Consider the following 24,353-nt stretch of genomic DNA (forward strand, 5'->3'; position numbering starts at 1 on the left):
GGGGTCTGTGGCCCCCCGCGGACGCGGGCTAGTCTGGCGGGCGTAAAGCACTCGCGGGAGCCCGGACGCACCGGGCTGAGAGGGAGGCTGGGACGGCCTCCGACCGTACGAACCTGATCCGGGTCATGCCGGCGAAGGGAGGGGCTGGACGCCCATGCGTTCTTCCGATGTCCTCGTGGTCGGGGGCGGCATCATCGGCCTGGTCACGGCCTGGCGGGCCGCGCAGCGCGGACTGCGCACCGCCGTCGTCGACCCGGACCCGGGCGGCGGGGCCGCGCGGGTCGCGGCCGGCATGCTCGCCGCCGTCACCGAACTCCACTACGGCGAGGAGACCCTGCTCGGGCTCAACCTCGCCTCCGCCGCGCGCTACCCCGCGTTCGCCGCCGAACTGGAAGAGGCCGCCGGGCACGACGTCGGCTACCGCGCCTGCGGCACCCTCGCCGTGGCCCTCGACGCCGACGACCGGGCCCACCTGCGCGAACTGCACGCCCTGCAGACCCGCTGCGGGCTCGTCTCGGAGTGGCTCAGCGGCCGCGAGTGCCGCCGCCTCGAACCGATGCTGGCGCCCGGCGTCCGGGGCGGGCTGAGGGTCGACGGCGACCACCAGGTCGACCCGCGCCGGCTGGCCGCCGCGCTCCTGCGCGCCTGCGAACGAGCCGGCGTCGTCTTCCACCGCACGCTCGCCGAGCGGCTCACGGTCGTCCGCGACCGGGCCCGCGGGGTCCTCCTCGCCGACGGCGAGGAGCTGACGGCCGACCAGGTCGTGCTCGCCGCGGGCAGTCTCAGCGGGCGGCTCGCGGGCGTGCCCGACGAGGTGCTCCCGCGGGTCCGCCCCGTGAAGGGCCAGGTCCTGCGCCTGCGTGTCCCGGCACCGTACGCCCCCTTCCTCTCCCGCACCGTCCGGGCCGTCGTCCGCGGCAGCCACGTCTACCTGGTGCCCCGCGCGAACGGCGAACTCGTCGTCGGCGCCACCAGCGAGGAACTGGGCTGGGACACCACGGTGACGGCGGGCGGGGTGTACGAGCTGCTGCGCGACGCCCACGAGCTCGTCCCCGGCATCACCGAGCTGCCGCTCACCGAGACCCTGGCGGGCCTGCGCCCCGGCTCCCCCGACAACGCGCCGCTGCTCGGCCCCACCGCCCTGCCCGGCCTCCACCTGGCCACCGGCCACTACCGCAACGGGGTGCTGCTCACCCCCGTCACCGGCGACGTCATGGCGGAGGTGCTCACCACGGGCACCCTCCCCGACGAGGCGCGCCCCTTCACCCCCCGCCGCTTCTCCCCCGCCCCTCCCGTACGTCAGGAGCAGCCCGCATGAACGTGTCCGTGAACGGAGAGGCCCGCGAGCTCTCCGGACCCCTCTCCCTGGACGCCCTCGTGGCGACCCTGACCACGGCCCGCTCCGGCGTCGCGGCCGCGCTCAACGAGACGGTCGTGCCGCGCGGCGAGTGGACGACGACGCTGCTCGGCGACGGCGACCGGGTGGAAGTCCTCACGGCAGTGCAGGGAGGCTGAGCGATGTCCGACGACGTGTTCACCCTCGCCGGTACGGAGTTCTCCTCCCGCCTCGTCATGGGCACCGGCGGCGCCCCCAGCCTCGACGTACTGGAACGCTCCCTCGTCGCCAGCGGTACGGAGCTCACCACGGTCGCCATGCGGCGCCTGGACCCGACCGTCCAGGGCTCGGTCCTCTCCGTCCTGGAACGCCTCGGCATCCAGGTCCTGCCCAACACCGCCGGCTGCTACACGGCGGGCGAGGCCGTCCTCACGGCCCGCCTGGCGAGGGAGGCGCTCGGCACCGACTGGGTCAAGCTGGAGGTCGTGGCCGACGAGCGGACCCTCCTCCCGGACGGGGAGGAACTCCTCGCCGCGGCCGAGACCCTCGTCGACGACGGCTTCACCGTCCTCCCCTACACCAACGACGACCCGGTCCTCGCCCGGAAGCTGGAAGACGTGGGCTGCGCGGCGATCATGCCGCTCGGCTCCCCCATCGGCTCCGGACTCGGCATCCGCAACCCGCACAACTTCCAGCTGATCGTCGAACGGGCCGGCGTCCCGGTCATCCTCGACGCCGGCGCGGGAACCGCCTCGGACGCGGCGCTCGCGATGGAGCTGGGGTGCGCGGCGGTCATGCTGGCGTCGGCGGTCACCCGGGCGCAGGAGCCGGTGCTGATGGCGGCGGCGATGCGGCACGGGGTCGAGGCGGGGCGGCTGGCGTGGCGGGCGGGGCGGATCCCGCGCCGCCACTTCGCCGAAGCATCGTCCCCCACAGAGGGCCGCCCCCACCTGGACCCAGAACGCCCGGCCTTCTGACCGCCGCGCACCGCGCGATGCGGGCGTTTCGCCGGTCCGGCGCCCACCCCGTTGTGGGCACGCGTTCCGCCGGGGCGGTTCCCACCCCCGTTGTGGGCATGCGTTCCGCCGGGGCGATGGGGGTCCCCCCTGCTCGAGCGAAGCCGAGAGCTTGGGGGAGGGTGGGCACAACGGAACGGCGCCCTTGCCGGCGCCAGAGGCTTCCGAGCCTGGACCCGCACCACAGGTGGCGGCACCCTGGAGGTGCGGGTCAAGGCACAAGGGGCGGAGGCGCCCGCCGAGGGCGCCGTCCCGTGTGCCCACCCGTCCCGCCCAGCGGGACGATTGCCCACACGGCGGCGGGGCACCGCCCCGCCCGGCGCGGGACGCACGGCAGCGGGCGGCCGGCCCGCACCGACGGCGGGCGCGGGCGCACACGGGGGCGCCGGTCTGCCGAGGGCCCGCGCGGGCCGGAGGGCAGGGCCGCACCGGGTGGTGGGCGCCGCCCAGGGCCGGACCGGGCGCGAGGCTCGTCACAGGTGGGCTGCAGTCGTCGCCGACCGCGCAAGCCCCCCGCACCGCCCTCGTAGACTCGTCGCCGTGGACACGACCCTTCAGGACCCCCTCGTCGGGCGGCTGCTCGACGGCCGCTACCGCGTGGACGCGCGCATCGCCGTCGGCGGGATGGCCACGGTCTACCGGGCCGTCGACACCCGCCTCGACCGCGTCCTCGCGCTCAAGGTGATGCACCCCGCCCTCGCCACCGACGCCGCCTTCGTCGAGCGCTTCATCCGCGAGGCGAAGTCCGTCGCACGGCTGGCGCACCCCAACGTCGTCGGCGTCTTCGACCAGGGCGCCGAGGGCGCGTACGTCTATCTGGCGATGGAGTACGTCGCCGGCTGCACCCTCCGCGACGTCCTGCGCGAGCGCGGCGCCCTCTCGCCCCGTGCCGCCCTCGACATCCTGGAGCCGGTGCTCGCCGCGCTCGGCGCCGCGCACCGGGCCGGGTTCGTGCACCGGGACATGAAGCCGGAGAACGTCCTGATAGGGGACGACGGCCGGGTGAAGGTCGCGGACTTCGGTCTCGTACGGGCCGTGGGCTCGGCGACCGCCACCACCGGCTCGGTCCTCGGCACGGTCTCGTACCTGGCGCCGGAGCAGATCGAGCACGGCACCGCCGACACCCGCGCCGACGTGTACGCCTGCGGTGTCGTCCTCTACGAGATGCTGACGGGCGGCAAGCCGCACGCCGGCGACACCCCCGCCCAGGTCCTCTACCAGCACCTGAACACCGACGTGCCCGCTCCCTCGGCGACCGTCCCCGGGCTCGCCCCGGAGCTGGACGACCTGGTCGCCGCGGCCACGGCCCGCAACCCCGAGCTCCGCCCGCACGACGCGGTCGCCCTGCTCGCCCTGCTCCGGGAGGCCCGCGCCGGGCTCGGCGACGAGCAGCTGGACGCGGTGCCCCCGCTGTCCCGCACGGAGGCCCGGGACACCGCCGAGGACCGGACGAGCGTGATCGCCCGCCCCGTACCGGCGGCGACCGAGCACACCAACCGGCTGCCCGCCCCGGAGGCACCGCCCGCCGCCCGCAGGCGTCCCCCGCGCGGCCCTCTCCTGATCGTCGTCGCCGTCCTGCTCGCCCTCGGTCTGGGCGCCGGCGTCTGGTACATCAATTCCGGCCAGTTCACCCGCGTCCCCGCCGTCCTCGGCCAGACCGAGGCCGCCGCGACGAAACGCATCACCGACGCCGGTCTCGACGTCGGCACCACGAAGCGCGCCTTCAGCGACGTGTACGAGCGCGGCACGGTCATGGCCGTCGACCCCGCCCCCGGCGAGCGCGTCCGGGGCAACGCCACCGTCGTCCTCACGCTCTCCCGGGGCCCGGAGATCGTGAAGGTGCCCAACCTCAGGAACAAGCCGCTCGCCGAGGCCCAGCGCATCCTGCGCGAGGAGGGGCTCGCCCCCGGGGTGATCACCCGCGAGTTCAGCGACTCCGTCGCGCAGGGCTCCGTGATCGGCTCCGACCCCGAGCCCGGCACCGAGCGCAGCCCCGACTCGGCCGTCGCCCTGGTCGTCAGCAAGGGCTCGCCCATCGACGTGCCCGACGTCAGCGGGGAGACCGTGGCCGACGCCACGGCCCTCCTCCAGGAGGAGGGGCTCACCGTCAGGGTCGCCCCGGAGCGGATCAACTCCCCGGAGGACGCCGGCAGCGTCGCGGCCCAGTCCCTCGCCGGCGGCAGCCGGGCCGCCGAGGGCGACGTCATCACCCTCACCGTCTCCAAGGGCCCGAAGCTGGTCGAGGTCCCCGACGTGACCGGCGAGTCGACCGCGGACGCGCGCACGGCCCTGGAGGACGAGGGCTTCGAGGTGGAGGTCAAGAAGTCCTTCCCCTACCTCGGCGACACGGTCGCGAGCCAGTCCGTGGAGGGCGGCGAGACGGCTCCCGAGGGCTCCACCATCACCCTCACGATCAAGGGACTCTAGAGACTCATGCGCAACCCCGTCGGCGGGCATGTCCCCGTGGCCGGTGGCCTCGCCACGACCGGCCTCGGCTACGCCCGCGAGCTCGGCGCCGAGACCGTGCAGGTCTTCGTCGCCAACCCGCGCGGCTGGGCGACCCCGGCCGGCAACCCGGCCCAGGACGAGCGGTTCCGGGCCGAGTGCGAGGCCGGGTCGATCTCGGCCTGGGTGCACGCCCCGTACCTGATCAACTTCGGCTCGCACACCGAGGCCACCGTGGAGAAGTCGGTGGAGTCGCTGCGGCACTCGCTGCGCCGGGGCCGGGAGATCGGCGCGAAGGGCGTGGTGGTGCACACCGGCTCGGCGACCGGCGGGCGCCCGCGCGAGGTGGCCCTCGCCCAGGTGCGGGAGCGGATGCTGCCGCTCCTCGACGAGCTGACGCACGAGGACGATCCGTACCTGCTCCTGGAGTCGACGGCGGGCCAGGGCTTCTCGCTCTGCTCGCGGACCTGGGACTTCGGCCCGTACTTCGACGCCCTCGACCACCACCCGAAGCTGGGCGTCTGCCTCGACACCTGCCACATCTTCGCGGCCGGGCACAACCTGGCGGGCCCGCACGGCGCGACGCAGACCCTGGACCTGCTGGTGGAGACGGTCGGCGAGGGGCGCCTGAAGCTGATCCACGCCAACGACTCGAAGGACGTCGTCGGCGCCCACAAGGACCGGCACGCGAACATCGGCGCGGGTCACATCGGCGAGGAGGCGTTCGCGAAGCTCCTGCGGCACCCCGCCACCGAGAACGTGCCGCTGATCATCGAGACCCCGGGCGGCAAGGAGGGACACGTCGCGGACATCGAGCTCCTGAAGAAGCTCCGCGAGCGCCGGGGCTGATGATCACCTCCCCTTGAGGAATACCCCAGGGGGGTATACCGTTCTTGTCGACGACAGAACGGTTATTCGGGGTTGGGGGCACTCCCATGCAGCACGACGCACACGCGCACCACGGACACCATCAAGCCCACGACGGCCACGAAGGCCACGCCGGTCACGAGAACCACACCGGTCACGGCAGCCACGAGGACCACACCGCCCACCACGGTCACGAAGGCCACGCCGGTCACCACCACGCCCCCGGCACGGTCTCCTGGTCCATGGCCGCCAAGGCCACGCTCCACTGCCTCACCGGCTGCGCCATCGGCGAGGTCCTCGGCATGATCATCGGTACGGCGTTCGGCTGGGGCAACGTGCCGACGATGATCCTCGCGATCGTCCTGGCCTTCTTCTTCGGCTACGCGCTCACCCTGCGCGGCATCCTGTCGGCCGGCGTCGACTTCAGGACGGCGTTCAAGGTCGCCCTCGCCGCCGACACCCTCTCCATCGCCGTCATGGAGCTCATCGACAACGGCGTCATCGCGCTCTGGCCCGGCGCCATGGACGCGCACCTCGACGAGCCGCTCTTCTGGGTCGTGCTGGCCATCTCGCTGGCCACCGCGTTCGTGGTCACGACCCCGGTCAACAAGTGGATGATCGGCCGCGGCAAGGGCCACGCGGTGGTCCACCAGTACCACCACTGAACGGACCGGACGGGCGGTCCGGAGCTGCTACAGCTCCGGGCCGTCTCCCGGTTCCTCCTGGTACGAGTAGCGCTGCTCCGTCCACGGGTCGCCGAGGTTGTGGTAGCCGCGCTCCTCCCAGAAGCCCCGGCGGTCGGCCGCCATGTACTCCACGCCCCGGACCCATTTGGGCCCCTTCCAGGCGTACAGGTGCGGGACGACGAGCCGCAGCGGGAAACCGTGCTCGGCGGTGAGCAGCTCCCCGTCCTTGTGGGTGGCGAAGATCGTACGGTCCGAGGCGAAGTCGGCCAGCCGCATGTTGGCGCTGTAGCCGTACTCGGCCCAGACCATCACGTGCGTCACGTGGGGCGCGGGCGGAGCGAGCTCCAGGACCGTGCGGGCGCGGACACCACCCCATTCGGCCCCGAGCATGCTGAACTTCGTGACGCAGTGCAGATCGGCCTCGACCGTGGAGAACGGGAGGACCGAGAACTCCTCGTGGTTCCAGCAGCGCTTGTCCCCGTCGGCCGTCGCCCCGAAGACGCGGAACTCCCAGCGGTCGGGCTTGAACTTGGGGACGGGCCCGTAATGGGTGACCGGCCAGCCGCGCTGGAGCCGCTGTCCCGGCGGCAGATCCGGCGGAAGGTCCGGCGAACGATCCGGCTGACCCGCTTCCCGGTGTACTCCGCTCTCCGGCTGACCCATGTCATCCATGGTGACAGACGGCGAGGGGTGGTCATGACCAGGCGACCACCCGGGCGACTCGATTCGGGCAACTCCGACTAAGCCTGCACTTACTGGACGCCCCCCATTAGGGGTGCGAGGATGCGGCCATCCCGCCCGGTGACGGTGTGGACACGTAGCGTGGAAGGATCCTGAAGCGATGCAGGGCGACCCCGAGGTCCTCGAGTTCCTCAACGAGCAGCTGACCGGCGAGCTGACGGCCATCAACCAGTACTGGCTGCACTACCGCATCCAGGACAACAAGGGGTGGACGAAGCTCGCCAAGTACACCCGCGAAGAGTCCATCGACGAGATGAAGCACGCGGACAAGCTGACCGAGCGCATCCTGATGCTCGACGGCCTGCCCAACTACCAGCGGCTCTTCCACGTACGGGTCGGCCAGACGCTCACCGAGATGTTCCAGGCGGACCGCCAGGTCGAGGTGGAGGCGATCGACCGGCTGAAGCGCGGGATCGAGGTCATGCGGGCCAAGGGGGACGTCACGTCCGCCAACCTCTTCGAGGAGATCCTCGCCGACGAGGAGCACCACATCGACTACCTGGACACGCAGCTGGAGCTGATCGAGTCCCTGGGTGAGGCGCTGTACATCTCGACGCTCATCGAGCAGCCCAGCTAGGACCCGCCCGGAGGCCTCAGGCCGCTTCCCCGAGCTCCGCGACCGCCTCCGTGGTCAGGGCGGGCATGCCCTGGTCCAGGAGGTCGCGTCGCGGGCAGCTGCCGCGCCCGAGAATGGCCTGGATGCGACGGACGCAGGAACCGCAGTCCGTGCCGGCCTTGCAGGCGGAGGCTATCTGGCGGGGCGTGCAGGCACCCGCGTCCGCGTGCTCCTTGACCTGCTTCTCCGTGACACCGAAGCATGAGCAGACGTACACGCGGTTCACCTCCCACCGGGATCCATAAGGCTAACCTAACCTTACCCGGCACCCCGGAGCCCCAAAAGCCCCGGATACGACGATGGGGCACGGATCACAGCGATCCGTGCCCCATCTCCGTAGGAACCTACTTACTGATCGCGGTACATCTCCGCGACCAGGAACGCCAGGTCGAGCGACTGGCTGCGGTTGAGCCGCGGGTCGCAGGCCGTCTCGTAGCGCTGGTGCAGGTCGTCGACGAAGATCTCGTCACCGCCGCCCACGCACTCGGTGACGTCGTCACCGGTGAGCTCGACATGGATGCCGCCCGGGTGGGTGCCCAGCGCCTTGTGGACCTCGAAGAAGCCCTTGACCTCGTCGAGCACGTCGTCGAAGCGGCGGGTCTTGTGGCCGGAGGCGGCCTCGAAGGTGTTGCCGTGCATCGGGTCGGTGACCCAGGCGACGACCGCACCGGAGGCGGTGACCTTCTCGACCAGCTCGGGGAGCTTGTCGCGGACCTTGTCGGCGCCCATGCGGACGATGAAGGTCAGCCGGCCCGGCTCGCGGTCCGGGTCGAGACGGTCGATGTAGGTGAGCGCGTCGTCCACCGAGGTGGTCGGGCCCAGCTTGATGCCGATCGGGTTCGCGATCTGCGAGGCGAACTCGATGTGGGCGTGGTCGAGCTGGCGGGTGCGCTCACCGATCCAGACCATGTGGCCGGAGGTGTCGTACAGCTTGCCGGTGCGCGAGTCCGTACGGGTCAGGGCGCCCTCGTAGTCGAGCAGCAGCGCCTCGTGGGAGGCGTAGAACTCGACGGCCTTGAACTCGGCGGGGTCGGTGCCGCAGGCCTTCATGAAGTTCAGGGCGTTGTCGATCTCACGGGCGAGCGCCTCGTAGCGCTGGCCCGAGGGGGACGACTTCACGAAGTCCTGGTTCCAGGCGTGCACCTGGCGCAGGTCGGCGTAGCCACCGGTGGTGAAGGCGCGGACCAGGTTGAGCGTGGAGGCGGACGCGTTGTACATCCGCTTCAGGCGCTCGGGGTCCGGGATGCGGGCCTTCTCGTTGAAGTCGAAGCCGTTGACCGAGTCGCCGCGGTAGGTCGGCAGGGTCACCCCGTCGCGGGTCTCGGTGCCCTTGGAGCGGGGCTTCGAGTACTGGCCGGCGATGCGGCCGACCTTCACGACGGGCACGGAGGCCGCGTAGGTGAGGACGGCGCTCATCTGGAGCAGCGTCTTGAGCTTGGCCCTGATGTGGTCGGCGGACACGGCGTCGAAGGCCTCGGCGCAGTCGCCGCCCTGGAGCAGGAACGCCTCGCCACGGGCGACGGCTCCCATCCGGGCGCGCAGCTGGTCGCACTCGCCGGCGAAGACGAGCGGAGGATACGACTCGAGGTCCGCGATCACATCGCGCAGAGCCTCGGCATCGGGGTACTCGGGCTGCTGCGCCGCGGGCAGGTCTCGCCAGGTCGCCTTGGCGACGGCGTGGGAATCAGCGTTCACGGTCACATGCACAACATTACGGGGTTCTTCGTCCGGTCCTGTCCCCCTGCCCATGGACTGAGACGCGCGCCCGAAATGTCACATCGGGATCTTCATTCCATCGAGTGGTGTTACCCTCTGGCCCGTTTAACAAGAGCAAAGTCGAATTCACAGGGGTGGGCGTGACCCAGAGGCACCGCAGGGATCGCAAGAAGAAACGACTCTTGTACGGAGCGGCGGCGGCCGTCGTCGCCACCGCCACGATCGGCACCATCGCGGTCGCCTCACCGAGCCTTCTCGGCGCGGCGGGCGACAACAAGCCCGGTGGTGAGGCTTCCCTCCAGGAACAGTTCGCAAACGCGGCGCGCGAGTTCGACGTGCCGCAGAGCGTGCTGATGGCCGTGTCGTACCGGCAGACGCGCTGGGAGTCCCACGACGGGCAGCCGAGCACCACCGGCGCGTACAACGTCATGGGGCTGACCAAGGTCGACCCGGAGGACGTCGAGCAGGACACGGACGAGCAGCTGCTCGATCTGATGAACCGCAGCGGCGACCCCCGCATCGAGAAGAAGTTCGACAAGAAGAAGGCGCTGGCCTCTCTCCCCGAGAAGAAGGTCGACACCTCCAGCCCCGCGCTGCACACCCTGGACAAGGCCGCCGAGCTGATCGACGGCTCGACCGACACGGTCCAGCGGGACAGCGAGGCCTCGATTCGGGCCGGCGCCGCCCTGCTCGCCGATTACCAGAAGCAGGCCGGCGCGGAGCTGTCCGACGACCCGGGCGTCTGGTACCCGGCCGTCGCGCGCTACAGCCAGTCCTCGGACCGGAAGGGCGCGGACCTCTTCGCCAAGCGCGTCTTCGAGTCGATCAGGACGGGTGAGCAGGAGGTCACCGCGGACGGCGAGCAGGTCGTCCTGCCCGCGGACCCGTCGGTGGAGCCCGTCAAGCCGTCGAACGTCCCGCTGACCGCGAGCTCCGCCGCGGCGACCGACACCCCGGCGGCCGAGTGCCCGACCGGGGCGACGGCTCCCGTCTGCACGTTCATCCCCGCCGCCTACTCGCAGAACGACGGCAACTACAACATCGCGAGCCGCGGCACGGGCGGCTTCGACGTGCGCCAGATCGTCATCCACGACATCGAGGGTTCGCACGACGGCGCGGTGGCGGTCTTCCAGAACCCGCTCAGCTACGCGAGCGCCCACTACATCGTCCGCGCCGACGGCCGCGTGACGCAGATGGTGGAGACCAAGAACGAGGCGTACCACGCCGGCAACAAGACCCTCAACATGCACTCGATCGGCATCGAGCACGAGGGCTACGCCATCAAGGGCGACGCCGGCTGGTACACCGAGCCGGAGTACGAGTCGTCCGCGGCCCTCGTGAAGTACCTGGCCGCGAAGTTCTCCATCCCGCTGGACCGCGAGCACGTCATCGGCCACGACGACGTGCCGAGCATCCTGGACACCACGATCCAGGACCACTGGGACCCGGGCCCGTTCTGGGACTGGAACCACTTCATGAGCCTGGTGGGCGCGCCCACCGGTGCCGGCGGTGCGGGCGGCCTCCTCCAGGCCGGTCAGCTCGTCCGGATCGTCCCGCCCTTCACGTCGGCCAACCAGCAGGCGATGAAGTACACGGAGAAGGTCGACGGTCAGTGGGTCACCAAGACCACCGTCCCGCTCCCGGTCAACTTCGGCTACCTGTACTCGGAGCCGGTGGCCGACCAGACCAAGGCGCTGACCGACCCGTACGTCACGGCGAACTGGCAGGAGGGCGCCAACTGGACGAACAAGGTCACGGCGGGCAGCACCCACGTCGTCGCCGAGTCGCGGACCGACTGGACCGCCGTCTGGTACGGCGGCAAGAAGGCCTGGTTCCAGAACCCCGGCGGCCAGTACACGGCCCCGGTGAACTCGGGTACGGCGATCACCGCGAAGGACGGGGCCGCGTCGATCCCGGTCTACGGCCGCACCTACCCCGAGGACGCCGCCTACGCGGGCACCGGTGTCCCGGTCCAGAGCAACAACAACGCGTCGCTGACCAAGTACAGCCTCCCGGCGGGGCAGTCGTACGCGAAGGCCGGGAACCCCGTGCCGGGCGACTACTACTACAGCGCGTACAACAAGGACGGCACCCGGGTCGTCGGCACGACCAACATCTTCATCCCGATCCGCTACAACCACCGCTTGGCGTGGGTGAAGGCGAGCGACGTCAAGGAGGTCGCGGCCAAGCCGGCCGTCGCCACCACCGACCGCTACAACGTCATCGCCCGCGACAAGGACGGCGTCCTCTGGCAGTACCAGGGTGCCGGTTCCGGTGCCTCGCCGTTCCTGGCGCGGTACCGGGTCGGGCCCGGGTGGGGCGTGTACAACGCGATCCAGCCGATGACGGCGCTGCGGGCCGACGGGACCGGGGACATGGTCGCCCGGGACAAGGACGGCGTGCTCTGGTACTACAAGGGCAGCGGCAACCCCTCCTCCCCGTTCAAGGCGCGGCTCAAGGTCGGCGGCGGCTGGGGCGTCTACAACAAGCTGCTCGGCGCGCGGGACATGAACGCCGACGGGCGGCCGGACCTGATCGCCCGTGACGCCTCGGGCGTCCTGTGGCTGTACACGAACACGGGCGCCTCGCCGAACCCCTTCGCGACGCGGGTCCGGGTCGGCGGCGGCTGGAACGTCTACAACGAGCTCATCAGCACCGGTGACATGACCGGTGACGGCAAGCCGGACCTGATCGCGCGCGACACGACCGGCACGCTGTGGATGTACAAGAACACGGGCGGCTCGCCGAACCCGTACGCCACCCGTGCCAAGGTCGGCGGCGGCTGGGGCGTCTACAACGTCATGGTCGGCCCGAGCGACCTGGACAAGGACGGCAAGCCCGACCTGATAGCCCGGGACGCCGCCGGCGGCCTGTGGTTCTACAAGAACACCAACGGCTACCCGAACCCGTACGCCACCCGCGTCTCGGTCGGCGGCGGCTGGGGGACCTACAACCTGATCGTCTGATCCCACCATCGGATCGGAAGGCCGCGGGGTCCGTTCCACACCGTCCACGGTGCGGGACGGACCCCGTTCCCGTGCCCGGCTGGGTTACAGTGCTCGCATGTCGTACACGTCGCAGATCCAGAACTGGTGGTGGACCGCTCATCCGGCGGCCCACTGATCGCGCGTACACCGACTGACACGCGAAGGCCGCCCGAGGGGCGGCCTTTCTCGTACCCGGGGCCGTTCCTCCTCTCCGTACACCACCCGGAAGGAACGACCCGCCCCATGGACCTCTCCCGTCTCCTCGACGACTCCTGCCCGCCCTTCGCCCTGCTCCGCCGCCGCACCCCCGGCCGTGACCACGACACCGTCGAGGTGCTGATCGGCCGGGTCCACGAGGCCGAGCGCCTCGCGGAGCTGCCCGTGGGCCCGCTGCCGACGCTCGCCCTCGTGCCGTTCCGGCAGATCCGCGAGCGCGGCTTCGACGTGCGGGACGACGGCACCCCGCTCTCCGTGCTCGTCGCCGACGAGTCCCACGAGCTGCCGCTCGACGAGGCCCTCGCCGCACTGCCGAGCCATGAGGTACGGGTGGAGGGCGGCGGCTTCGACGTCTCCGACGAGGCCTACGCGGAGACCGTGCGGCGGGTCATCGACGAGGAGATCGGCTCCGGAGAGGGGGCCAACTTCGTCATCCGGCGCACCTACACGGGCGAGATCCCGGGCTTCGGGCGCACCGACGCGCTCGCCCTGTTCCGGCGGCTGCTCGCGGGCGAGCGGGGCGCGTACTGGACGTTCGTGGTGCACACCGGGGACCGGACGCTCGTCGGCGCGAGCCCCGAGGTGCACGTCCGGATGTCGGGCGGGACGGTCGTGATGAACCCGATCAGCGGCACGTACCGCTACCCGGCCGGGGCCGCCCCGACCGCCGAGGACCTGCTGGACTTCCTCGCCGACCGCAAGGAGACCGAGGAGCTCTCCATGGTGGTGGACGAGGAGCTGAAGATGATGTGCACGGTCGGCGACATGGGCGGGGTGGTGGTCGGGCCGCGACTCAAGGAGATGGCCCATCTCGCGCACACGGAGTACGAGTTGCGCGGCCGCTCCTCGCTGGACGTGCGGGAGGTGCTGCGGGAGACGATGTTCGCGGCGACCGTCACCGGGTCCCCGGTGCAGAACGCCTGCCGGGTGATCGAGCGTCACGAGAGCGGCGGGCGCGGCTACTACGCGGGCGCCCTCGCCCTGCTCGGTACGGACGCGAGCGGGGCGCAGACGCTGGACTCGCCCATCCTGATCCGTACCGCCGACATCGCGTCCGACGGCCGGCTCCGGGTGCCGGTCGGGGCGACGCTGGTGCGGCACTCGGACCCGGCGGGCGAGGTCGCCGAGACCCACGCGAAGGCGGCGGGCGTCCTGACGGCCCTGGGGGTGCGGGAGGGCCGGCCGGCTCCGGAGGCGAGCGCCACCGCGCCCGCGCGGCTCGCCGACGACCCCCGGGTGCGGGCCGCGCTGGACGCGCGCCGCGCGGACCTCGCGCCGTTCTGGCTGAAGATGCAGGTCCGCTCGGCGGAGCTGGCGGGGCACGCGCTGGTGGTCGACGCCGAGGACACGTTCACGGCGATGCTGGCGCACGTGCTGCGCTCCTCGGGCCTTGAGGTGTCGGTGCTGCGGTACGACGAGCCGGGGCTGCGGGAGCTGGCGCTCGCCCACGAGGGGCCGGTCGTCCTGGGGCCGGGGCCGGGCAACCCCTCGGACGCCGCCGACCCGAAGATGCGGTTCCTGCGCGGCCTGACGGCGGAGCTCGTACGGGGCCACCGCCACGGCCTCCTGGGCGTCTGCCTCGGGCACGAGCTGATCGCGGCCGAACTGGGCCTGGACATCGTCCGCAAGCGGACGCCGTTCCAGGGGGCGCAGCTGCGGATCGACCTCTTCGGCCAGGAGCGGACGGTCGGCTTCTACAACAGCTTCACCGCCCGCTGCGACGACCGGACGGCGACGGAGCTGGCGCTGCACCGCATCGAGGTGAGCCGGGACGCGGAGACCGGCGAGGTGCACGCCCTGCGCGGACCGGGCTTCGCCGGGGTGCAGTTCCACCCGGAGTCGGTGCTCACCCTGGACGGGGCCGCGCTGACGGCGTCGCTGCTCGCGGGGGTGCTGGTCTAGGGGGTGTCGCGGGGCAGACGGGAAGGTGACGACAGCCCCTAGGAGGCCCTCGGGACCAGGACGTTCTCGCTGCGGCGCCCGGCGGTGTAGTCGAGGACGTTCTGGACGGTGGTGTCGATGATCTGGCCGACCGCGTCGCTCGTGTAGTACGCCTGGTGGGAGGTGACCACCACGTTCGGGAAGGTGACGAGGCGGGCCAGGGTGTCGTCCTCGACGACCTCCAGGGACTTGTCGAGGAAGAAGAGCCCGGCCTCGGCCTCGTACACGTCCAGGCCGACGCCGGTGAAGCGGCCGGCCCTGAGCTCGGTGACGAGGGCCTCGGTGTCGATGAGCCCGCCGCGGCTGGAGTTCACCAGGATGGCGTCGTCCTTCATGGCCTTGAGGGCGGCGGCGTCCACGAGGTGCTGGGTGGCGGGGAGCAACGGCACGTGGAGGCTGACGAGGTCGGCCTCGGCGAGGAGCCGCTCCTTGTCGACGTACGTCATGCCGAGTTCCACGCAGGCGGGGTTCTCGGCGACGTCCCAGCCGAGGAGGTCCATGCCGAAGCCGTGGGCGATCCGGGTGAAGGCCTCGCCGATCTTGCCGGTGCCGAGGACGCCGGCGGTACGGCCCCGCAGGTCGCGGCCCATCAGCCCGTCGAGCCGGAAGTCGAAGTCGCGGGTCCGGTTGGAGGCGCGGACGATCCGGCGGTTGACGGCCATGGCGAGGGTCCAGGCGAACTCGGCGACGGAGTACGGCGAGTAGTACGAGACGCGGGCGACGGTGATGCCGAGGCGCTCGGCGACCTCCAGGTCGATGTTGTTGAAGCCCGTGGAGCGCTGGGCGATCATCTGGGTCCCGCCGGCCGCGAGGGTCTGCAGGACGCGGTGGTTCAGGTTGGCGTTGACGCTGGTGGAGACGATCTCGTAGCCGGCGGCGATGGGGGCGGTGTCCTCGGTGAGGAAGACGCCCACGCAGCGGACGTCGTGGTGTCCCTCGAAGGCCTTCTCGATGAGGGGCTTCTCGTCCGCCTGCACGCCGAATGCCAGGATCTCCACGCGTTTCCCCTCAACGTCACGATGGGCCGTATATCGGCGAATATACGACCCGTCGTGACGCCCGGCCGTCTCAGGCGTCGTCGAGTCCTCGCTCGATGGCGTACCGGACGAGCTCCACACGGTTGTGCAGCTGGAGCTTGCCCAGGGTGTTCTGGACGTGGTTCTGCACCGTGCGGTGCGAGATGACCAGGCGCTCGGCGATCTGCTTGTAGCTGAGGCCCTTCGCGACGAGCCGCAGGACCTCGGTCTCGCGCTCGGTCAGCTGCGGGGCCTTCGGCTCGTCGGCGCCGGCCGCCGGGGCGGGCTCGGAGGCGAGCCTGCGGTACTCGCCGAGGACCAGGCCGGCCAGGCCCGGGGTGAAGACGGGGTCGCCGACGGCCGTCCGGCGCACCGCGTCGATCAGCTCCTCCGTACTGGCCGACTTGAGGAGGTAGCCGGTGGCACCGGACTTCACCGCCTCCAGGACGTCGGCGTGCTCACCGCTCGCCGAGAGGACGAGGACCCGCAGCTCGGGGCGGCCGCCGACGAGCTCCTTGCAGACCTGGACGCCCGGCTTGACCGGCAGGTTCAGGTCCAGGACGAGGACCTCGGGAACGGCCGCGACCGCGCGGCGCACCGCCTGCTCGCCGTCGCCTGCGGTGGCGACCACGTCGAAGCCCGCCTCCGCGAGGTCGCGGGCGACCGCGTCCCGCCACATCGGATGGTCGTCGACGACCATCACCTTGATCCGCTGCTCGCTCACTTCTCCCCTGCCTTCCCCCGTGGAACCTTCAACTCGACTTCCGTGCCCTGGCCCGGGACCGAGATCAGCTCGGCCGAACCGCCCAGATCCCGCAGTCTCCCCCGGATGGACAGGGCGACGCCCATCCGGCCCTCGCCCCAGGCCTCCGCGAGACGGCCCTCGGGGATGCCGGGGCCGTCGTCCCGGACGGTGACGACGACCTCGTCCGGCCAGTCCTCGATCAGGACCCACGCGTGCGCGTCCTCCCCGGCGTGCACCCGGACGTTGTCCAGGGCGGCGCCGACCGCGGTGGCCAGCTCACGGGCGGCGGGCTGCGGAAGGAGGACCGGGGCGCCCGGCTCGGAGAGGGTGACCCGGGACCCGGCGCGCGGGGCGAGCAGGACGCGGACGTCGACGGGGGTGTCGTCGTCCGGTTCGTCGTCCACCTCGACGACCCGGACGAAGGCGCCCTCGGACTCGTCCTCGGAGACCAGGCTGGGCCGGGTGAGACCGCCCGCGACGAGGGTGCGGAGGGCCACCTCCTGCTCCCCCGCCATCCGGCCGAGTTCGGCGGCCTCGCCGCCGAGCGCGGTGCCGCGCCGCTGCACCATCGCGAGGACCTGGAGGACGCTGTCGTGGATGTCGCGGGCGAGCCGCTCCCGCTCCCGGGTCGCGGCCTCGATCTCCAGGGCGCGGGCGAGGGTGCGCTCGGAGGCGCGGGCGACCTCGACGACGTAGCCGATGGCGATGGACGCGACCCAGACGAGGAGCACGTTGTGGAAGGTGTCCCGGCTGGGATGCCCCCGCTCGACGATGTTGGCGACGGCGACCAGGGAGGACGCGACGCCGGCCCAGCGCCAGCCGCCCTTGATCGCGTACGCGAGGACGGAACCGGCCGTCCATATCGACGGCAGGGTGGGGCCGTCGAACGACTGGGCCTGGGCGTCGGCGAGCGGGGTGAGGAGGATGCCGACGAGGGCGACGGTGAGGTCGGCGCCGAGGAAGCGCTTGGTGCAGCTGGCCGCGTTCGCCACCTTGGGCAGGGTGGCCAGGGTCCAGCAGCAGAGCACCGTCAGATAGACGACGGCGATCCACGGCCGCTCGTACCGATCCCGGCCGAAGGCGACCAGCAGGACCGCGTAGACCATCGTCAGGACGCGGTAGCCGGTCAGTGCCCGCCACAGCGGCTGCTCGACCGACATGCGCACGACACGCTCGCGCTTGGCCATCTCCCCCACCCCCGGAAAACCCCTCGCGGGGACCTACGCGCCGGACTCTTCCCGAGCGGCGATCTCGGCCTTGACGGCCTCCTTGGCCGCCTTCTCCGCGTCCGCGATCTGCCGCTTGGCGGCGGTCGCGTAGATGTCGACGTACTCCTGGCCGGACAGCTTCATGATCTCGTACATGACCTCGTCGGTCACCGAGCGGAGGATGAAGCGGTCCCCCTCCATGCCCTGGTAACGGGAGAAGTCCAGCGGCTTGCCGATCCGGATCCCCGGGCGCATCAGCTTGGGGACGACCTTGCCGGGCGGCTGGATCTTCTCCGTGTCGATCATGGCGACGGGGATCACGGGCGCGCCGGTGGCCAGGGCCACGCGCGCCAGACCGCCGGGCTTGCCCCGGTAGAGGCGGCCGTCGGGCGAGCGGGTGCCCTCGGGGTAGATCCCGAAGAGCCCGCCGCCCTCGATGACCTCGATGCCGGCCTTGATGGCCGCCTCGCCCGCGCCGCGGGCGCCCGAGCGGTCCACCGGAAGCTGGCCGACGCCCTTGAAGAAGGCCGCGGTGAGCTTGCCCTTCACTCCCGGGGTGGTGAAGTACTCGGCCTTGGCGATGAAGGTGACCTTGCGGTCCAGCACGGCGGGCAGGAAGAAGGAGTCCGAGAAGGACAGGTGGTTGCTGGCGAGGATCGCGGGCCCCTCGGCGGGGATGTTCTCCAGACCCTCCACCCAGGGCCGGAAGGCAAGCTTCAGGGACCCTCCGATGGAGAACTTCATTGCGCCGTAGATCAATTCGCCATGCCTTCCGTGTGCCGTCGCCACGACTTTATCCCCTACCGACGCACGGCCCCCGCTACGGCCCTGGTCGGTGTCGGTCCGGTCGCGTACCGTGAAGGTCCTTCCCCATTGCCGTCGCTCCGGCGCACCCCGAGGACGCCGGAGTCGCAACCGAACAGGAGACCCCGGTGCCGGTCCTTCCCGGAGCCGAGCCGTACCGCCATGAGGGCGGAGAGGTCGGCGTCCTTCTCTGTCACGGATTCACCGGTTCCCCGCAGTCGATGCGCCCGTGGGCCGAGTACCTGGCCGAGCGCGGCCTGTCGGTCTCGGTGCCGCTGCTGCCCGGCCACGGCACGCGGTGGCAGGACATGCAGCTCACCACCTGGCACGACTGGTACGCGGAGGTGGACCGCGCCCTGCGCGAGCTCCTGGAACGGTGCCGGACCGTCTTCGTCTTCGGCCTCTCCATGGGCGGGGCCCTGACCCTGCGGCTGGCCGCCCAGCACGGAGACGCGGTGCGGGGCATCGTCCTCGTCAACCCCGGCAACAAGGTGCACGGCCTCGCCGCGCACGCACTGCCCGTCGTCCGGCACCTGGTCCCGTCCACGAAGGGCATCGCCAGCGACATCGCCAAGGAGGGCGCGGTCGAGGTCGGCTACGACCGGGTGCCGCTGCACGCCGCGCACTCCCTGCGACAGCTCTTCCGGGCGGTGGACGCGCAGCTCCCGCAGGTCACCCAGCCGGTCGTACTGCTCCACAGCCCCCAGGACCACGTCGTGCCGCCCGTCGACTCGGCCCGCATCCTCTCCCGCATCTCCTCGACGGACGTCCGGGAGGTCCTGCTGGAACAGAGCTACCACGTGGCGACGTTGGACCATGACGCGGAGCGGATCTTCGACGAGAGCCTGGCCTTCGTCGAGCGTCTGGCCCCGGATCTGGTCGACGGGAAGGGGAGCAGGAGCGGTGGCTGAGCAGCAGGACGGCGACGGGCGGGAGCCGCAGCCCATCGACGAGGAGGCGGCCTGGGCCGCGATCGTCGCCGGGTACGGCGAGGAGCCCGCGGACCCCCCGGGGGCGAAGCCCTTCCGGCCCGTCGAGAACCTGTCGCTGCCCGAGCCCGAGGAGCAGGACGAGGAGGACGGCGCCCCGGAGATCCGGCCCATCAAGGGCACGGCCTGGAAGCCGAGGCCGAAACCGGCGCCCGAGGAGCCCGAGGCGGACGAGGAGCCGGAGGAGGGCCCCGAGCGGCCCGCGCTCGGCAGCTCGATCGTGTTCGCGCCCGGAGTGCGGGCCGGGGGCCCGCGGGACTACGCGCCGGCCGAGCCGGACGACGCGCCGGGCGGCTCCGACGAGGGCCACTTCGTCCCGCCGGAGCCACCCCCGCTCCCGGAGGCGGACGCGACGACCAAGTTCGCCTGGCTCGCGGTCGTCGGCGGCCCGGTCCTGATGCTGCTCGCCGTCCTGCTCCAGTGGGACATGACCTGGTGGCTGACGACGCTCTGCGTGGGCGGCTTCCTGGGCGGCTTCGCGACCCTGGTGGGCCGTATGAAGCACGACGACGACGATGACGACGACGGCTTCGACGACCCGGGCCGCGGAGCGGTCGTGTAGGAGGCGGATCCTCCCGGCGGCGGATCCTCCCGACGGACTCCGTCCGCCGGGCGGGTGGCCGGGCCGGGTTGAGCCGGCCGGGTGCGGGGCCTCAGAGCGTGGCGGGCACCCGGACCGCCGCCAGGACCGGGAGGTGGTCGGTGGCGGCCCGGAGGTCCTGCGGGTCGAGGTCGGTCGGGACCCCGCAGCCGAGGAACTCGACGCCCGGGGTCGCCAGGATCGCGTCGATGCGCTGGTGCGGGTCGGCGGGGGTCGAGGTGTGCTCGCCGCCCCAGGGGCTGACCGCCCAGCCGTCCCGCAGCTCCTTCGTGAGACGGGTGAAGGCGGGGCCTCCGGGGCGTTCGTTCAGATCACCGGCGACGAGGGCGTGCGGGGTGCCGAGGGCGGCGACCCGGTCGAGGACCATCCCGGCCTGGGCGTACCGCTCGTCCTTCCGCAGGCTCAGATGGCAGCTGACGAGCCCGAGCCGGGCCCCCGCGAAGCGGACCACGGCGGTCGCGAGGCCGCGCCGGTGCAGGCCCGGGGTGAGCGGCAGCAGGACGTCCTCGGTCCGCTCCACGGTGGCCCGCAGGGAGCAGAGCAGGAGCGGCCCGGCCGCGGTGGCGCCGCCGCTCAGGACGACGAGCTCGCTCTTGGCGGCGAGCCGGGCGGCGTGTTTGCGCCAGCGGAAGAAGCGCGGGGCCTCCTGGACGAAGACGAGGTCCGGGGCGCAGGCGCGGATCACCCGGGCGAGGGCGTCCTCGTCGTCGCGCATCGAGCGGACGTTGTAGCTCAGCACCCGGAGGACGGCCGAACCGTCGCTCTCGGTGCGGGAGTTGGGCAGCTCACTGATCGCCATGACGGCCAACATACGACGACCGCCCGCCGTGTCCGGGAGGACGCGGCGGGCGGTCGTCGTATGCCGGTGCGGGACTCAGCCCTGGCGGGCGAGGTCCGCGGCGCCGACCAGGCCGGCCTTGTTGCCGAGCTGGGCGGCGAGGACCTGCGCGTGCGGGCGCCACTGGCCGCCGATCAGCCAGCGGCGGAAGGACTTGCGGATCGGGTCGAGGACGAGGTCGCCCTCGTCCGAGACGCCGCCGCCGACGATGAACGCCGACGGGTCGAAGAGCGAGGCCAGGTCGGCGAGACCGGCGCCCGCCCAGCGGGCCAGCTCGCGGAAGGAGTCGACGGCCACCGGGTCGCCGGCGCGGGCGGCCTGGCTGACGTGCTTGCCCTCGATGCCCTCCGGGGTGCCGTCGCCGAGGCCGAGGAGGATCTCCGCGCGCTCCGGGGTGGCGTTGGCGCGCTGCCTGGCGTACCGGACGAGCGCACGCCCGGAGGCGTACTGCTCCCAGCAGCCCTGGCTGCCGCAGCCGCACAGCAGGCCGTCCGGGACGACCCGGATGTGGCCGAACTCGGCGGCCACGCCGAAGCGTCCGCGGCGCAGCTTGTTGCCGATGATGATGCCGCCGCCGAGGCCGGTGCCGAGGGTGATGCAGATGACGTCCTCGTGGCCCTGGCCCGCGCCGAAGCGGTACTCGCCCCAGGCCGCCGCGTTGGCGTCGTTCTCGACGACGACGGGCAGCCCGACGCGCTGCTCGACCTTGTCCTTGAGCGGCTCGTGCCGCCAGTCGATGTTCGGCGCGAAGAGGACGGTGGCGCGCTTGTCGTCGACGTAGCCCGCGGCTCCGATGCCGACGGCCTCGATCTGGTACCCCTTGCCGGCCTCGGAGACCGCGGCGCAGATGGCGTCGACGATGCCCTCGGGGGTCGGCGGGGTGGGCACGGTGTGGGTGTCGAGGATGTTGCCCTCCTCGTCGACCACGCCGGCCGCGATCTTCGTGCCGCCGATGTCGACGCCGATGGTGAGTCCCATGTGTCCCTCAGTTTTCGGTCGAGCCCCGCTAAGGCCCACCGTACCCGAGGGGAGGTGGCCCACCGCTCAGTCGAGGTCGATGTGCTGGCCGGTTCCGGGCCCTTCGTCGTCCTTGCGGTCGTCCTTGTGGTCGTCCTCGTGGTCGTCCTCGTGCTCACCGGCCTGCGGTGTGTCCGCGTCCCGGCGCGGGTCGTCCGCGTCGGGGACGGCGCCGCCCGCGCCTCCGCGGGTCCAGCGGCTCTCGTGGCCCTCGACGGCCGAGCGGTACGCGGCGAGCAGCTCGCTGCCGGCGGCGGCGAGGTGATCGAAGACCTGCGGGTTGCGCTCGATGACGGGCTCGACGACGGCCTTCGCCTGGTTGACGAGCTGCTGCACGGTCTGCGCGGCCTGACCGCCGAGGAGCGGGTTCCCGAGGCCGCCGGAGACCTTGCCGGCCACGGCCTCGAAGAGCTTGCGGAACTCCTCCGCGGGCGAGCCCGGCTCGGTCGCGCGCTGCGCCCGGCGGCGGGCCTTCTCCGCCTCCAGGTCCTCGGCACAGGCCTTGGCCCAGGCGTCCGAATCGCTCATGGCGTTCTCCTCAATGGCTGCGTACTTCGACGGTACACGCGCCTCAGGGGGTACGGGGCCACAGCCCGGAGTCGGGCGTGAAGCGCACCCGGAGGTCCCCGTCGACGAGCCCGGCGCCGGTGACGGTGCAGCGGCGCAGGGCGCCCGGCAGCGGGACGCCGCGCCGGAACGCGCCGACGGTCAGGAGCAGTTCGTCGCCGCGGCGGACGAGGGAGAGCTCCTCCTTGACGGCCCCGGGCAGGGGGATGTGCCAGACGAGGACGCCGTCCTGTTCCCGCCGGTCCTCCACGGCCCACTCCGGTACGGGGACAGGCTCCGCCGTCCGGGCGGGCGCGAGGAGGACCAGGTCGTCGGCCCCGCGCGGGGCACGGCCGAGGTGCGGCAGCTCGTACAACTCGCCCGTGGCGGCGGTACGGAGCTCCGCGAGGTGCCGGTGCTGCTCGGCGACGAGCCCGGCGAGCCAGGGGTCGTCGGAGCCGGCGGGGAGGATCCGGTTCGCGACGACGGCGTCGAGGGCGAGGCGCTGGACGGCGAGGCCGAGCCGGGCGTCGCGCAGGGCGCGGGCGGCGGCGGGACCCGGTTCGAGGACGAGCCGGACGGTGGTGGAGGGGTCCTCGATCACGGCCTGCACGGCGGCGAGCTCGGCCTCCCAGCGGGCGGTCGTCTCGTACAGCCACTGCGCGGGCATCGGCACGCCGGCGAGCTGCGCGAGCATCGGGCGCAGCGCGCGGGCGGCCTGGCGCTCCGGGGGCAGGAGGCGGCGCAGGTAGCGGCGCAGCTGGCCGGGGAGGGCGAGCAGGGCGAGGGCCTCGGGAAGCGGGGGCAGATCGACGACGGCGAGGTCGTGGTCACCGGTGGCGGCGTCGCGCAGGGCCCGCAGCAGGGCGAACGGACGGCTCCCGGGAAGCTCGGTGAGCTCGGCGTCCTCGAAGGGGGCGGCGCCGAGGAGGTCGAGGGCCGCAGAGGAACGGGCCTGGAGGTCGAGGAACTCCCGCCGGAAGTCGCTCCCGGGCCGCGGCCGCAGGACCCGGAGGTTCCCGTCACTCACGTGCGCGTCGTCCTCGGAGACGAGCAGGACCCTGCGGCCGGCCCTCGCCTCGGAGAGGGCGGTGGCGGCGGCGAGGGTGGTGCGGCCGGCGCCGCCGGGTCCGGTGACAAGCATGATCCCCATGCCTCGAAACGTTACCGGGCCCCCACAGCGCACCCGCGCCTGGCCGGGCGGCACCCCGCCCGTTGCGAGCATGCACCCGGCGGGACGGCGGAACGGCGCCCCGTGCCGGGCCTAGGCTTCCGCGCCCTGACCTGCACCGGATGCGCGCCGCCACGCGTGGTGCGGGTCCAGGCACAGGGTGCGGAGGCGCCGCACAGGGCGCCGTCCCGTGTGCCCACCCGTCCCGCCCCAGCGGGACGATTGCCCACACGGCGGCGGGGCACCGCCCCGCCCGGCGCGGGCACACGCGGGGGTGGGCGCGGGCACACGCGGCGGTGGGCGACGGGCGCCGGCCGACGCGAGGCGCGGGCGCACACGAGCGCGGGGCGCGGGCCCACCCTGGCGCCGCCCGCCAAGGCGCGGGACCCCGCGCAGCGTTACGCGCCGGACTCCACCCTCTGCTTCAGGCCCGCCAGGGCGCGGTCGATGATGACCTTCTCCGCCTTGCGCTTGATCATGCCCAGCATCGGGATCTTGACGTCCACCGTCAGCTGGTACGTGACCTCGGTGCGGTCGTCGCCGAGGGCCTTGAGCAGGTAGGAGCCGTCGAGGGAGCGGAGCATCTGGGACTTGACCAGCGTCCAGCTGACCTCGTTGTCCCCGGTCCAGGTGTACGCGAGCGTGTGGTCGTCCTTGATCGCGCCGGCGTCGAGCAGCAGCCGGACCTTCTCCGCGCGGCCGGCCTCGTCGGCCGACAGCACCTCGGCCTCCTTCACCTCGCCCGTCCACTCCGGGTAGCGGTCGAAGTCGGCGATCACGCCCATGACGTCGGCCGGCGCCGCCTCGATGGTGATGCTCGAGCTGGTGTGTTCGGCCATCGCGGTGGCTCC

The 24,353-nt window shown here is 72.3% G+C and carries 24 protein-coding genes and 1 riboswitch; of the genes, 12 read left to right on the plus strand and 12 right to left on the minus strand.

What is annotated here, in order from left to right; all coding sequences use genetic code 11:
* The first annotated feature begins 43 nt into the window (after positions 1-43).
* A riboswitch (TPP riboswitch) is annotated at positions 44-157 on the plus strand.
* The 6 genes from thiO to ACN9MM_RS11085 all read left to right on the plus strand — a co-directional run bounded on the left by thiO (position 155) and on the right by ACN9MM_RS11085 (position 6,329).
* Entirely contained in the window at positions 155-1,318 is a 1,164-nt protein-coding gene (thiO, locus tag ACN9MM_RS11060; RefSeq protein ID WP_426363452.1) for a glycine oxidase ThiO, read from the plus strand. It overlaps the preceding riboswitch by 3 nt.
* On the plus strand, positions 1,315-1,515 hold the full coding sequence (thiS, locus tag ACN9MM_RS11065; protein ID WP_426363453.1) for a sulfur carrier protein ThiS: 201 nt from the start codon (positions 1,315-1,317) through the stop codon (positions 1,513-1,515). Before thiO ends, thiS begins: the two co-directional genes overlap by 4 nt.
* 3 nt (positions 1,516-1,518) lie before the next feature.
* A complete protein-coding gene (locus tag ACN9MM_RS11070) occupies positions 1,519-2,313 on the plus strand; it encodes a thiazole synthase (RefSeq protein ID WP_426363454.1) in 795 nt (264 codons plus the stop codon).
* A 579-nt stretch (positions 2,314-2,892) separates the two neighbouring features.
* Positions 2,893-4,779, plus strand: a complete 1,887-nt coding sequence (pknB, locus tag ACN9MM_RS11075; RefSeq protein WP_426363455.1) for a Stk1 family PASTA domain-containing Ser/Thr kinase — start codon at positions 2,893-2,895, stop codon at positions 4,777-4,779.
* A gap of 6 nt (positions 4,780-4,785) precedes the next feature.
* Positions 4,786-5,646, plus strand: coding sequence for a deoxyribonuclease IV (locus ACN9MM_RS11080; RefSeq protein WP_426363456.1), 861 nt, complete (start codon positions 4,786-4,788; stop codon positions 5,644-5,646).
* 86 nt (positions 5,647-5,732) lie between these two features.
* Positions 5,733-6,329, plus strand: a complete 597-nt coding sequence (locus ACN9MM_RS11085) for a DUF4396 domain-containing protein (protein ID WP_426363457.1) — start codon at positions 5,733-5,735, stop codon at positions 6,327-6,329.
* A gap of 27 nt (positions 6,330-6,356) precedes the next feature.
* Here the strand turns inward: ACN9MM_RS11085 and ACN9MM_RS11090 are convergent, their stop codons facing one another.
* Complete coding sequence (locus ACN9MM_RS11090; protein WP_426363458.1) at positions 6,357-7,013, minus strand: sulfite oxidase-like oxidoreductase; 657 nt, start codon at positions 7,011-7,013, stop codon at positions 6,357-6,359.
* Positions 7,014-7,191: 178 nt separating this feature from the next.
* Between ACN9MM_RS11090 and bfr the strand changes: the two genes are divergently transcribed.
* The gene (bfr, locus tag ACN9MM_RS11095; protein WP_073806778.1) at positions 7,192-7,668 is read left to right on the plus strand and encodes a bacterioferritin; all 477 of its coding nucleotides are present in this window, start codon (positions 7,192-7,194) and stop codon (positions 7,666-7,668) included.
* Positions 7,669-7,684: 16 nt separating this feature from the next.
* Here the strand turns inward: bfr and ACN9MM_RS11100 are convergent, their stop codons facing one another.
* Both ACN9MM_RS11100 and ACN9MM_RS11105 read right to left on the minus strand, forming a co-directional pair.
* Positions 7,685-7,933: a (2Fe-2S)-binding protein gene (locus ACN9MM_RS11100; RefSeq protein WP_426363459.1), complete on the minus strand. Its 249-nt coding sequence runs from the start codon at positions 7,931-7,933 to the stop codon at positions 7,685-7,687.
* A gap of 122 nt (positions 7,934-8,055) precedes the next feature.
* Entirely contained in the window at positions 8,056-9,456 is a 1,401-nt protein-coding gene (locus ACN9MM_RS11105; RefSeq protein WP_426363460.1) for a class II 3-deoxy-7-phosphoheptulonate synthase, read from the minus strand.
* Between the two features lie 149 nt (positions 9,457-9,605).
* Here ACN9MM_RS11105 and ACN9MM_RS11110 point away from each other — a divergent pair, with 149 nt between their 5' ends.
* From ACN9MM_RS11110 to ACN9MM_RS11120, 3 genes are all read left to right on the plus strand, one after another.
* Positions 9,606-12,389, plus strand: coding sequence for an N-acetylmuramoyl-L-alanine amidase (locus ACN9MM_RS11110; protein ID WP_426363461.1), 2,784 nt, complete (start codon positions 9,606-9,608; stop codon positions 12,387-12,389).
* Positions 12,390-12,486: 97 nt separating this feature from the next.
* On the plus strand, positions 12,487-12,546 hold the full coding sequence (locus ACN9MM_RS11115) for a trp operon leader peptide (protein WP_382859564.1): 60 nt from the start codon (positions 12,487-12,489) through the stop codon (positions 12,544-12,546).
* Between the two features lie 107 nt (positions 12,547-12,653).
* Positions 12,654-14,528 (plus strand): anthranilate synthase family protein, encoded by a 1,875-nt coding sequence (locus ACN9MM_RS11120; protein ID WP_426363462.1) that lies wholly within the window; start codon positions 12,654-12,656, stop codon positions 14,526-14,528.
* Positions 14,529-14,566: 38 nt separating this feature from the next.
* Here ACN9MM_RS11120 and ACN9MM_RS11125 read toward each other — a convergent pair whose 3' ends face one another.
* The 4 genes from ACN9MM_RS11125 to ACN9MM_RS11140 all read right to left on the minus strand — a co-directional run bounded on the left by ACN9MM_RS11125 (position 14,567) and on the right by ACN9MM_RS11140 (position 18,280).
* Positions 14,567-15,565 (minus strand): 2-hydroxyacid dehydrogenase, encoded by a 999-nt coding sequence (locus ACN9MM_RS11125; RefSeq protein WP_426363463.1) that lies wholly within the window; start codon positions 15,563-15,565, stop codon positions 14,567-14,569.
* Between the two features lie 70 nt (positions 15,566-15,635).
* Positions 15,636-16,307 carry a response regulator gene (locus ACN9MM_RS11130; RefSeq protein ID WP_426363464.1) on the minus strand — a complete coding sequence of 224 codons (672 nt, stop codon included), beginning with the start codon at positions 16,305-16,307 and terminating at the stop codon, positions 15,636-15,638.
* Positions 16,304-17,515 (minus strand): MacS family sensor histidine kinase, encoded by a 1,212-nt coding sequence (gene macS, locus ACN9MM_RS11135; protein WP_426363465.1) that lies wholly within the window; start codon positions 17,513-17,515, stop codon positions 16,304-16,306. Before macS ends, ACN9MM_RS11130 begins: the two co-directional genes overlap by 4 nt.
* A 33-nt stretch (positions 17,516-17,548) precedes the next feature.
* Positions 17,549-18,280, minus strand: a complete 732-nt coding sequence (locus ACN9MM_RS11140; protein WP_426363466.1) for a lysophospholipid acyltransferase family protein — start codon at positions 18,278-18,280, stop codon at positions 17,549-17,551.
* A gap of 188 nt (positions 18,281-18,468) precedes the next feature.
* On the opposite strand from ACN9MM_RS11140, the gene ACN9MM_RS11145 reads away from it, so the two are divergent.
* Together ACN9MM_RS11145 and ACN9MM_RS11150 are read left to right on the plus strand one after the other, a co-directional pair.
* On the plus strand, positions 18,469-19,251 hold the full coding sequence (locus ACN9MM_RS11145; protein ID WP_426363467.1) for an alpha/beta hydrolase: 783 nt from the start codon (positions 18,469-18,471) through the stop codon (positions 19,249-19,251).
* On the plus strand, positions 19,244-19,891 hold the full coding sequence (locus ACN9MM_RS11150) for a hypothetical protein (RefSeq protein WP_426363468.1): 648 nt from the start codon (positions 19,244-19,246) through the stop codon (positions 19,889-19,891). The genes ACN9MM_RS11145 and ACN9MM_RS11150 overlap by 8 nt, the downstream gene beginning before the upstream one ends.
* Before the next feature lie 91 nt (positions 19,892-19,982).
* Here the strand turns inward: ACN9MM_RS11150 and ACN9MM_RS11155 are convergent, their stop codons facing one another.
* The 5 genes from ACN9MM_RS11155 to ACN9MM_RS11175 all read right to left on the minus strand — a co-directional run bounded on the left by ACN9MM_RS11155 (position 19,983) and on the right by ACN9MM_RS11175 (position 24,341).
* Positions 19,983-20,729 (minus strand): endonuclease/exonuclease/phosphatase family protein, encoded by a 747-nt coding sequence (locus ACN9MM_RS11155; protein WP_426363469.1) that lies wholly within the window; start codon positions 20,727-20,729, stop codon positions 19,983-19,985.
* Positions 20,730-20,804: 75 nt separating this feature from the next.
* Positions 20,805-21,746 carry an ROK family glucokinase gene (locus tag ACN9MM_RS11160; RefSeq protein ID WP_426363470.1) on the minus strand — a complete coding sequence of 314 codons (942 nt, stop codon included), beginning with the start codon at positions 21,744-21,746 and terminating at the stop codon, positions 20,805-20,807.
* Positions 21,747-21,812: 66 nt separating this feature from the next.
* A complete protein-coding gene (locus tag ACN9MM_RS11165) occupies positions 21,813-22,313 on the minus strand; it encodes a DUF5304 domain-containing protein (protein WP_426363471.1) in 501 nt (166 codons plus the stop codon).
* Positions 22,314-22,356: 43 nt separating this feature from the next.
* Complete coding sequence (locus ACN9MM_RS11170) at positions 22,357-23,484, minus strand: ArsA family ATPase (RefSeq protein ID WP_426363472.1); 1,128 nt, start codon at positions 23,482-23,484, stop codon at positions 22,357-22,359.
* Between the two features lie 416 nt (positions 23,485-23,900).
* Positions 23,901-24,341, minus strand: coding sequence for an SRPBCC family protein (locus tag ACN9MM_RS11175; protein WP_382873927.1), 441 nt, complete (start codon positions 24,339-24,341; stop codon positions 23,901-23,903).
* Positions 24,342-24,353 lie beyond the last annotated feature (12 nt).

This window comes from Streptomyces sp. E-08 (genome assembly GCF_049913095.1).
Taxonomy (GTDB): domain Bacteria; phylum Actinomycetota; class Actinomycetes; order Streptomycetales; family Streptomycetaceae; genus Streptomyces.

Bases quoted from the DNA above. Each gene is read 5' to 3' on its own strand.
- thiO (WP_426363452.1), top strand. From the start codon at position 155: ATGCGTTCTTCCGATGTCCTCGTGGTCGGGGGCGGCATCATCGGCCTG.
- thiS (WP_426363453.1), top strand. From the start codon at position 1,315: ATGAACGTGTCCGTGAACGGAGAGGCCCGCGAGCTCTCCGGACCCCTC.
- ACN9MM_RS11070 (WP_426363454.1), top strand. From the start codon at position 1,519: ATGTCCGACGACGTGTTCACCCTCGCCGGTACGGAGTTCTCCTCCCGC.
- ACN9MM_RS11080 (WP_426363456.1), top strand. From the start codon at position 4,786: ATGCGCAACCCCGTCGGCGGGCATGTCCCCGTGGCCGGTGGCCTCGCC.
- ACN9MM_RS11085 (WP_426363457.1), top strand. From the start codon at position 5,733: ATGCAGCACGACGCACACGCGCACCACGGACACCATCAAGCCCACGAC.
- ACN9MM_RS11090 (WP_426363458.1), bottom strand. From the start codon at position 7,013: ATGGGTCAGCCGGAGAGCGGAGTACACCGGGAAGCGGGTCAGCCGGAT.
- bfr (WP_073806778.1), top strand. From the start codon at position 7,192: ATGCAGGGCGACCCCGAGGTCCTCGAGTTCCTCAACGAGCAGCTGACC.
- ACN9MM_RS11105 (WP_426363460.1), bottom strand. From the start codon at position 9,456: ATGGGCAGGGGGACAGGACCGGACGAAGAACCCCGTAATGTTGTGCAT.
- ACN9MM_RS11120 (WP_426363462.1), top strand. From the start codon at position 12,654: ATGGACCTCTCCCGTCTCCTCGACGACTCCTGCCCGCCCTTCGCCCTG.
- macS (WP_426363465.1), bottom strand. From the start codon at position 17,515: ATGGCCAAGCGCGAGCGTGTCGTGCGCATGTCGGTCGAGCAGCCGCTG.
- ACN9MM_RS11140 (WP_426363466.1), bottom strand. From the start codon at position 18,280: ATGAAGTTCTCCATCGGAGGGTCCCTGAAGCTTGCCTTCCGGCCCTGG.
- ACN9MM_RS11155 (WP_426363469.1), bottom strand. From the start codon at position 20,729: ATGGCGATCAGTGAGCTGCCCAACTCCCGCACCGAGAGCGACGGTTCG.
- ACN9MM_RS11160 (WP_426363470.1), bottom strand. From the start codon at position 21,746: ATGGGACTCACCATCGGCGTCGACATCGGCGGCACGAAGATCGCGGCC.
- ACN9MM_RS11165 (WP_426363471.1), bottom strand. From the start codon at position 22,313: ATGAGCGATTCGGACGCCTGGGCCAAGGCCTGTGCCGAGGACCTGGAG.
- ACN9MM_RS11170 (WP_426363472.1), bottom strand. From the start codon at position 23,484: ATGGGGATCATGCTTGTCACCGGACCCGGCGGCGCCGGCCGCACCACC.
- ACN9MM_RS11175 (WP_382873927.1), bottom strand. From the start codon at position 24,341: ATGGCCGAACACACCAGCTCGAGCATCACCATCGAGGCGGCGCCGGCC.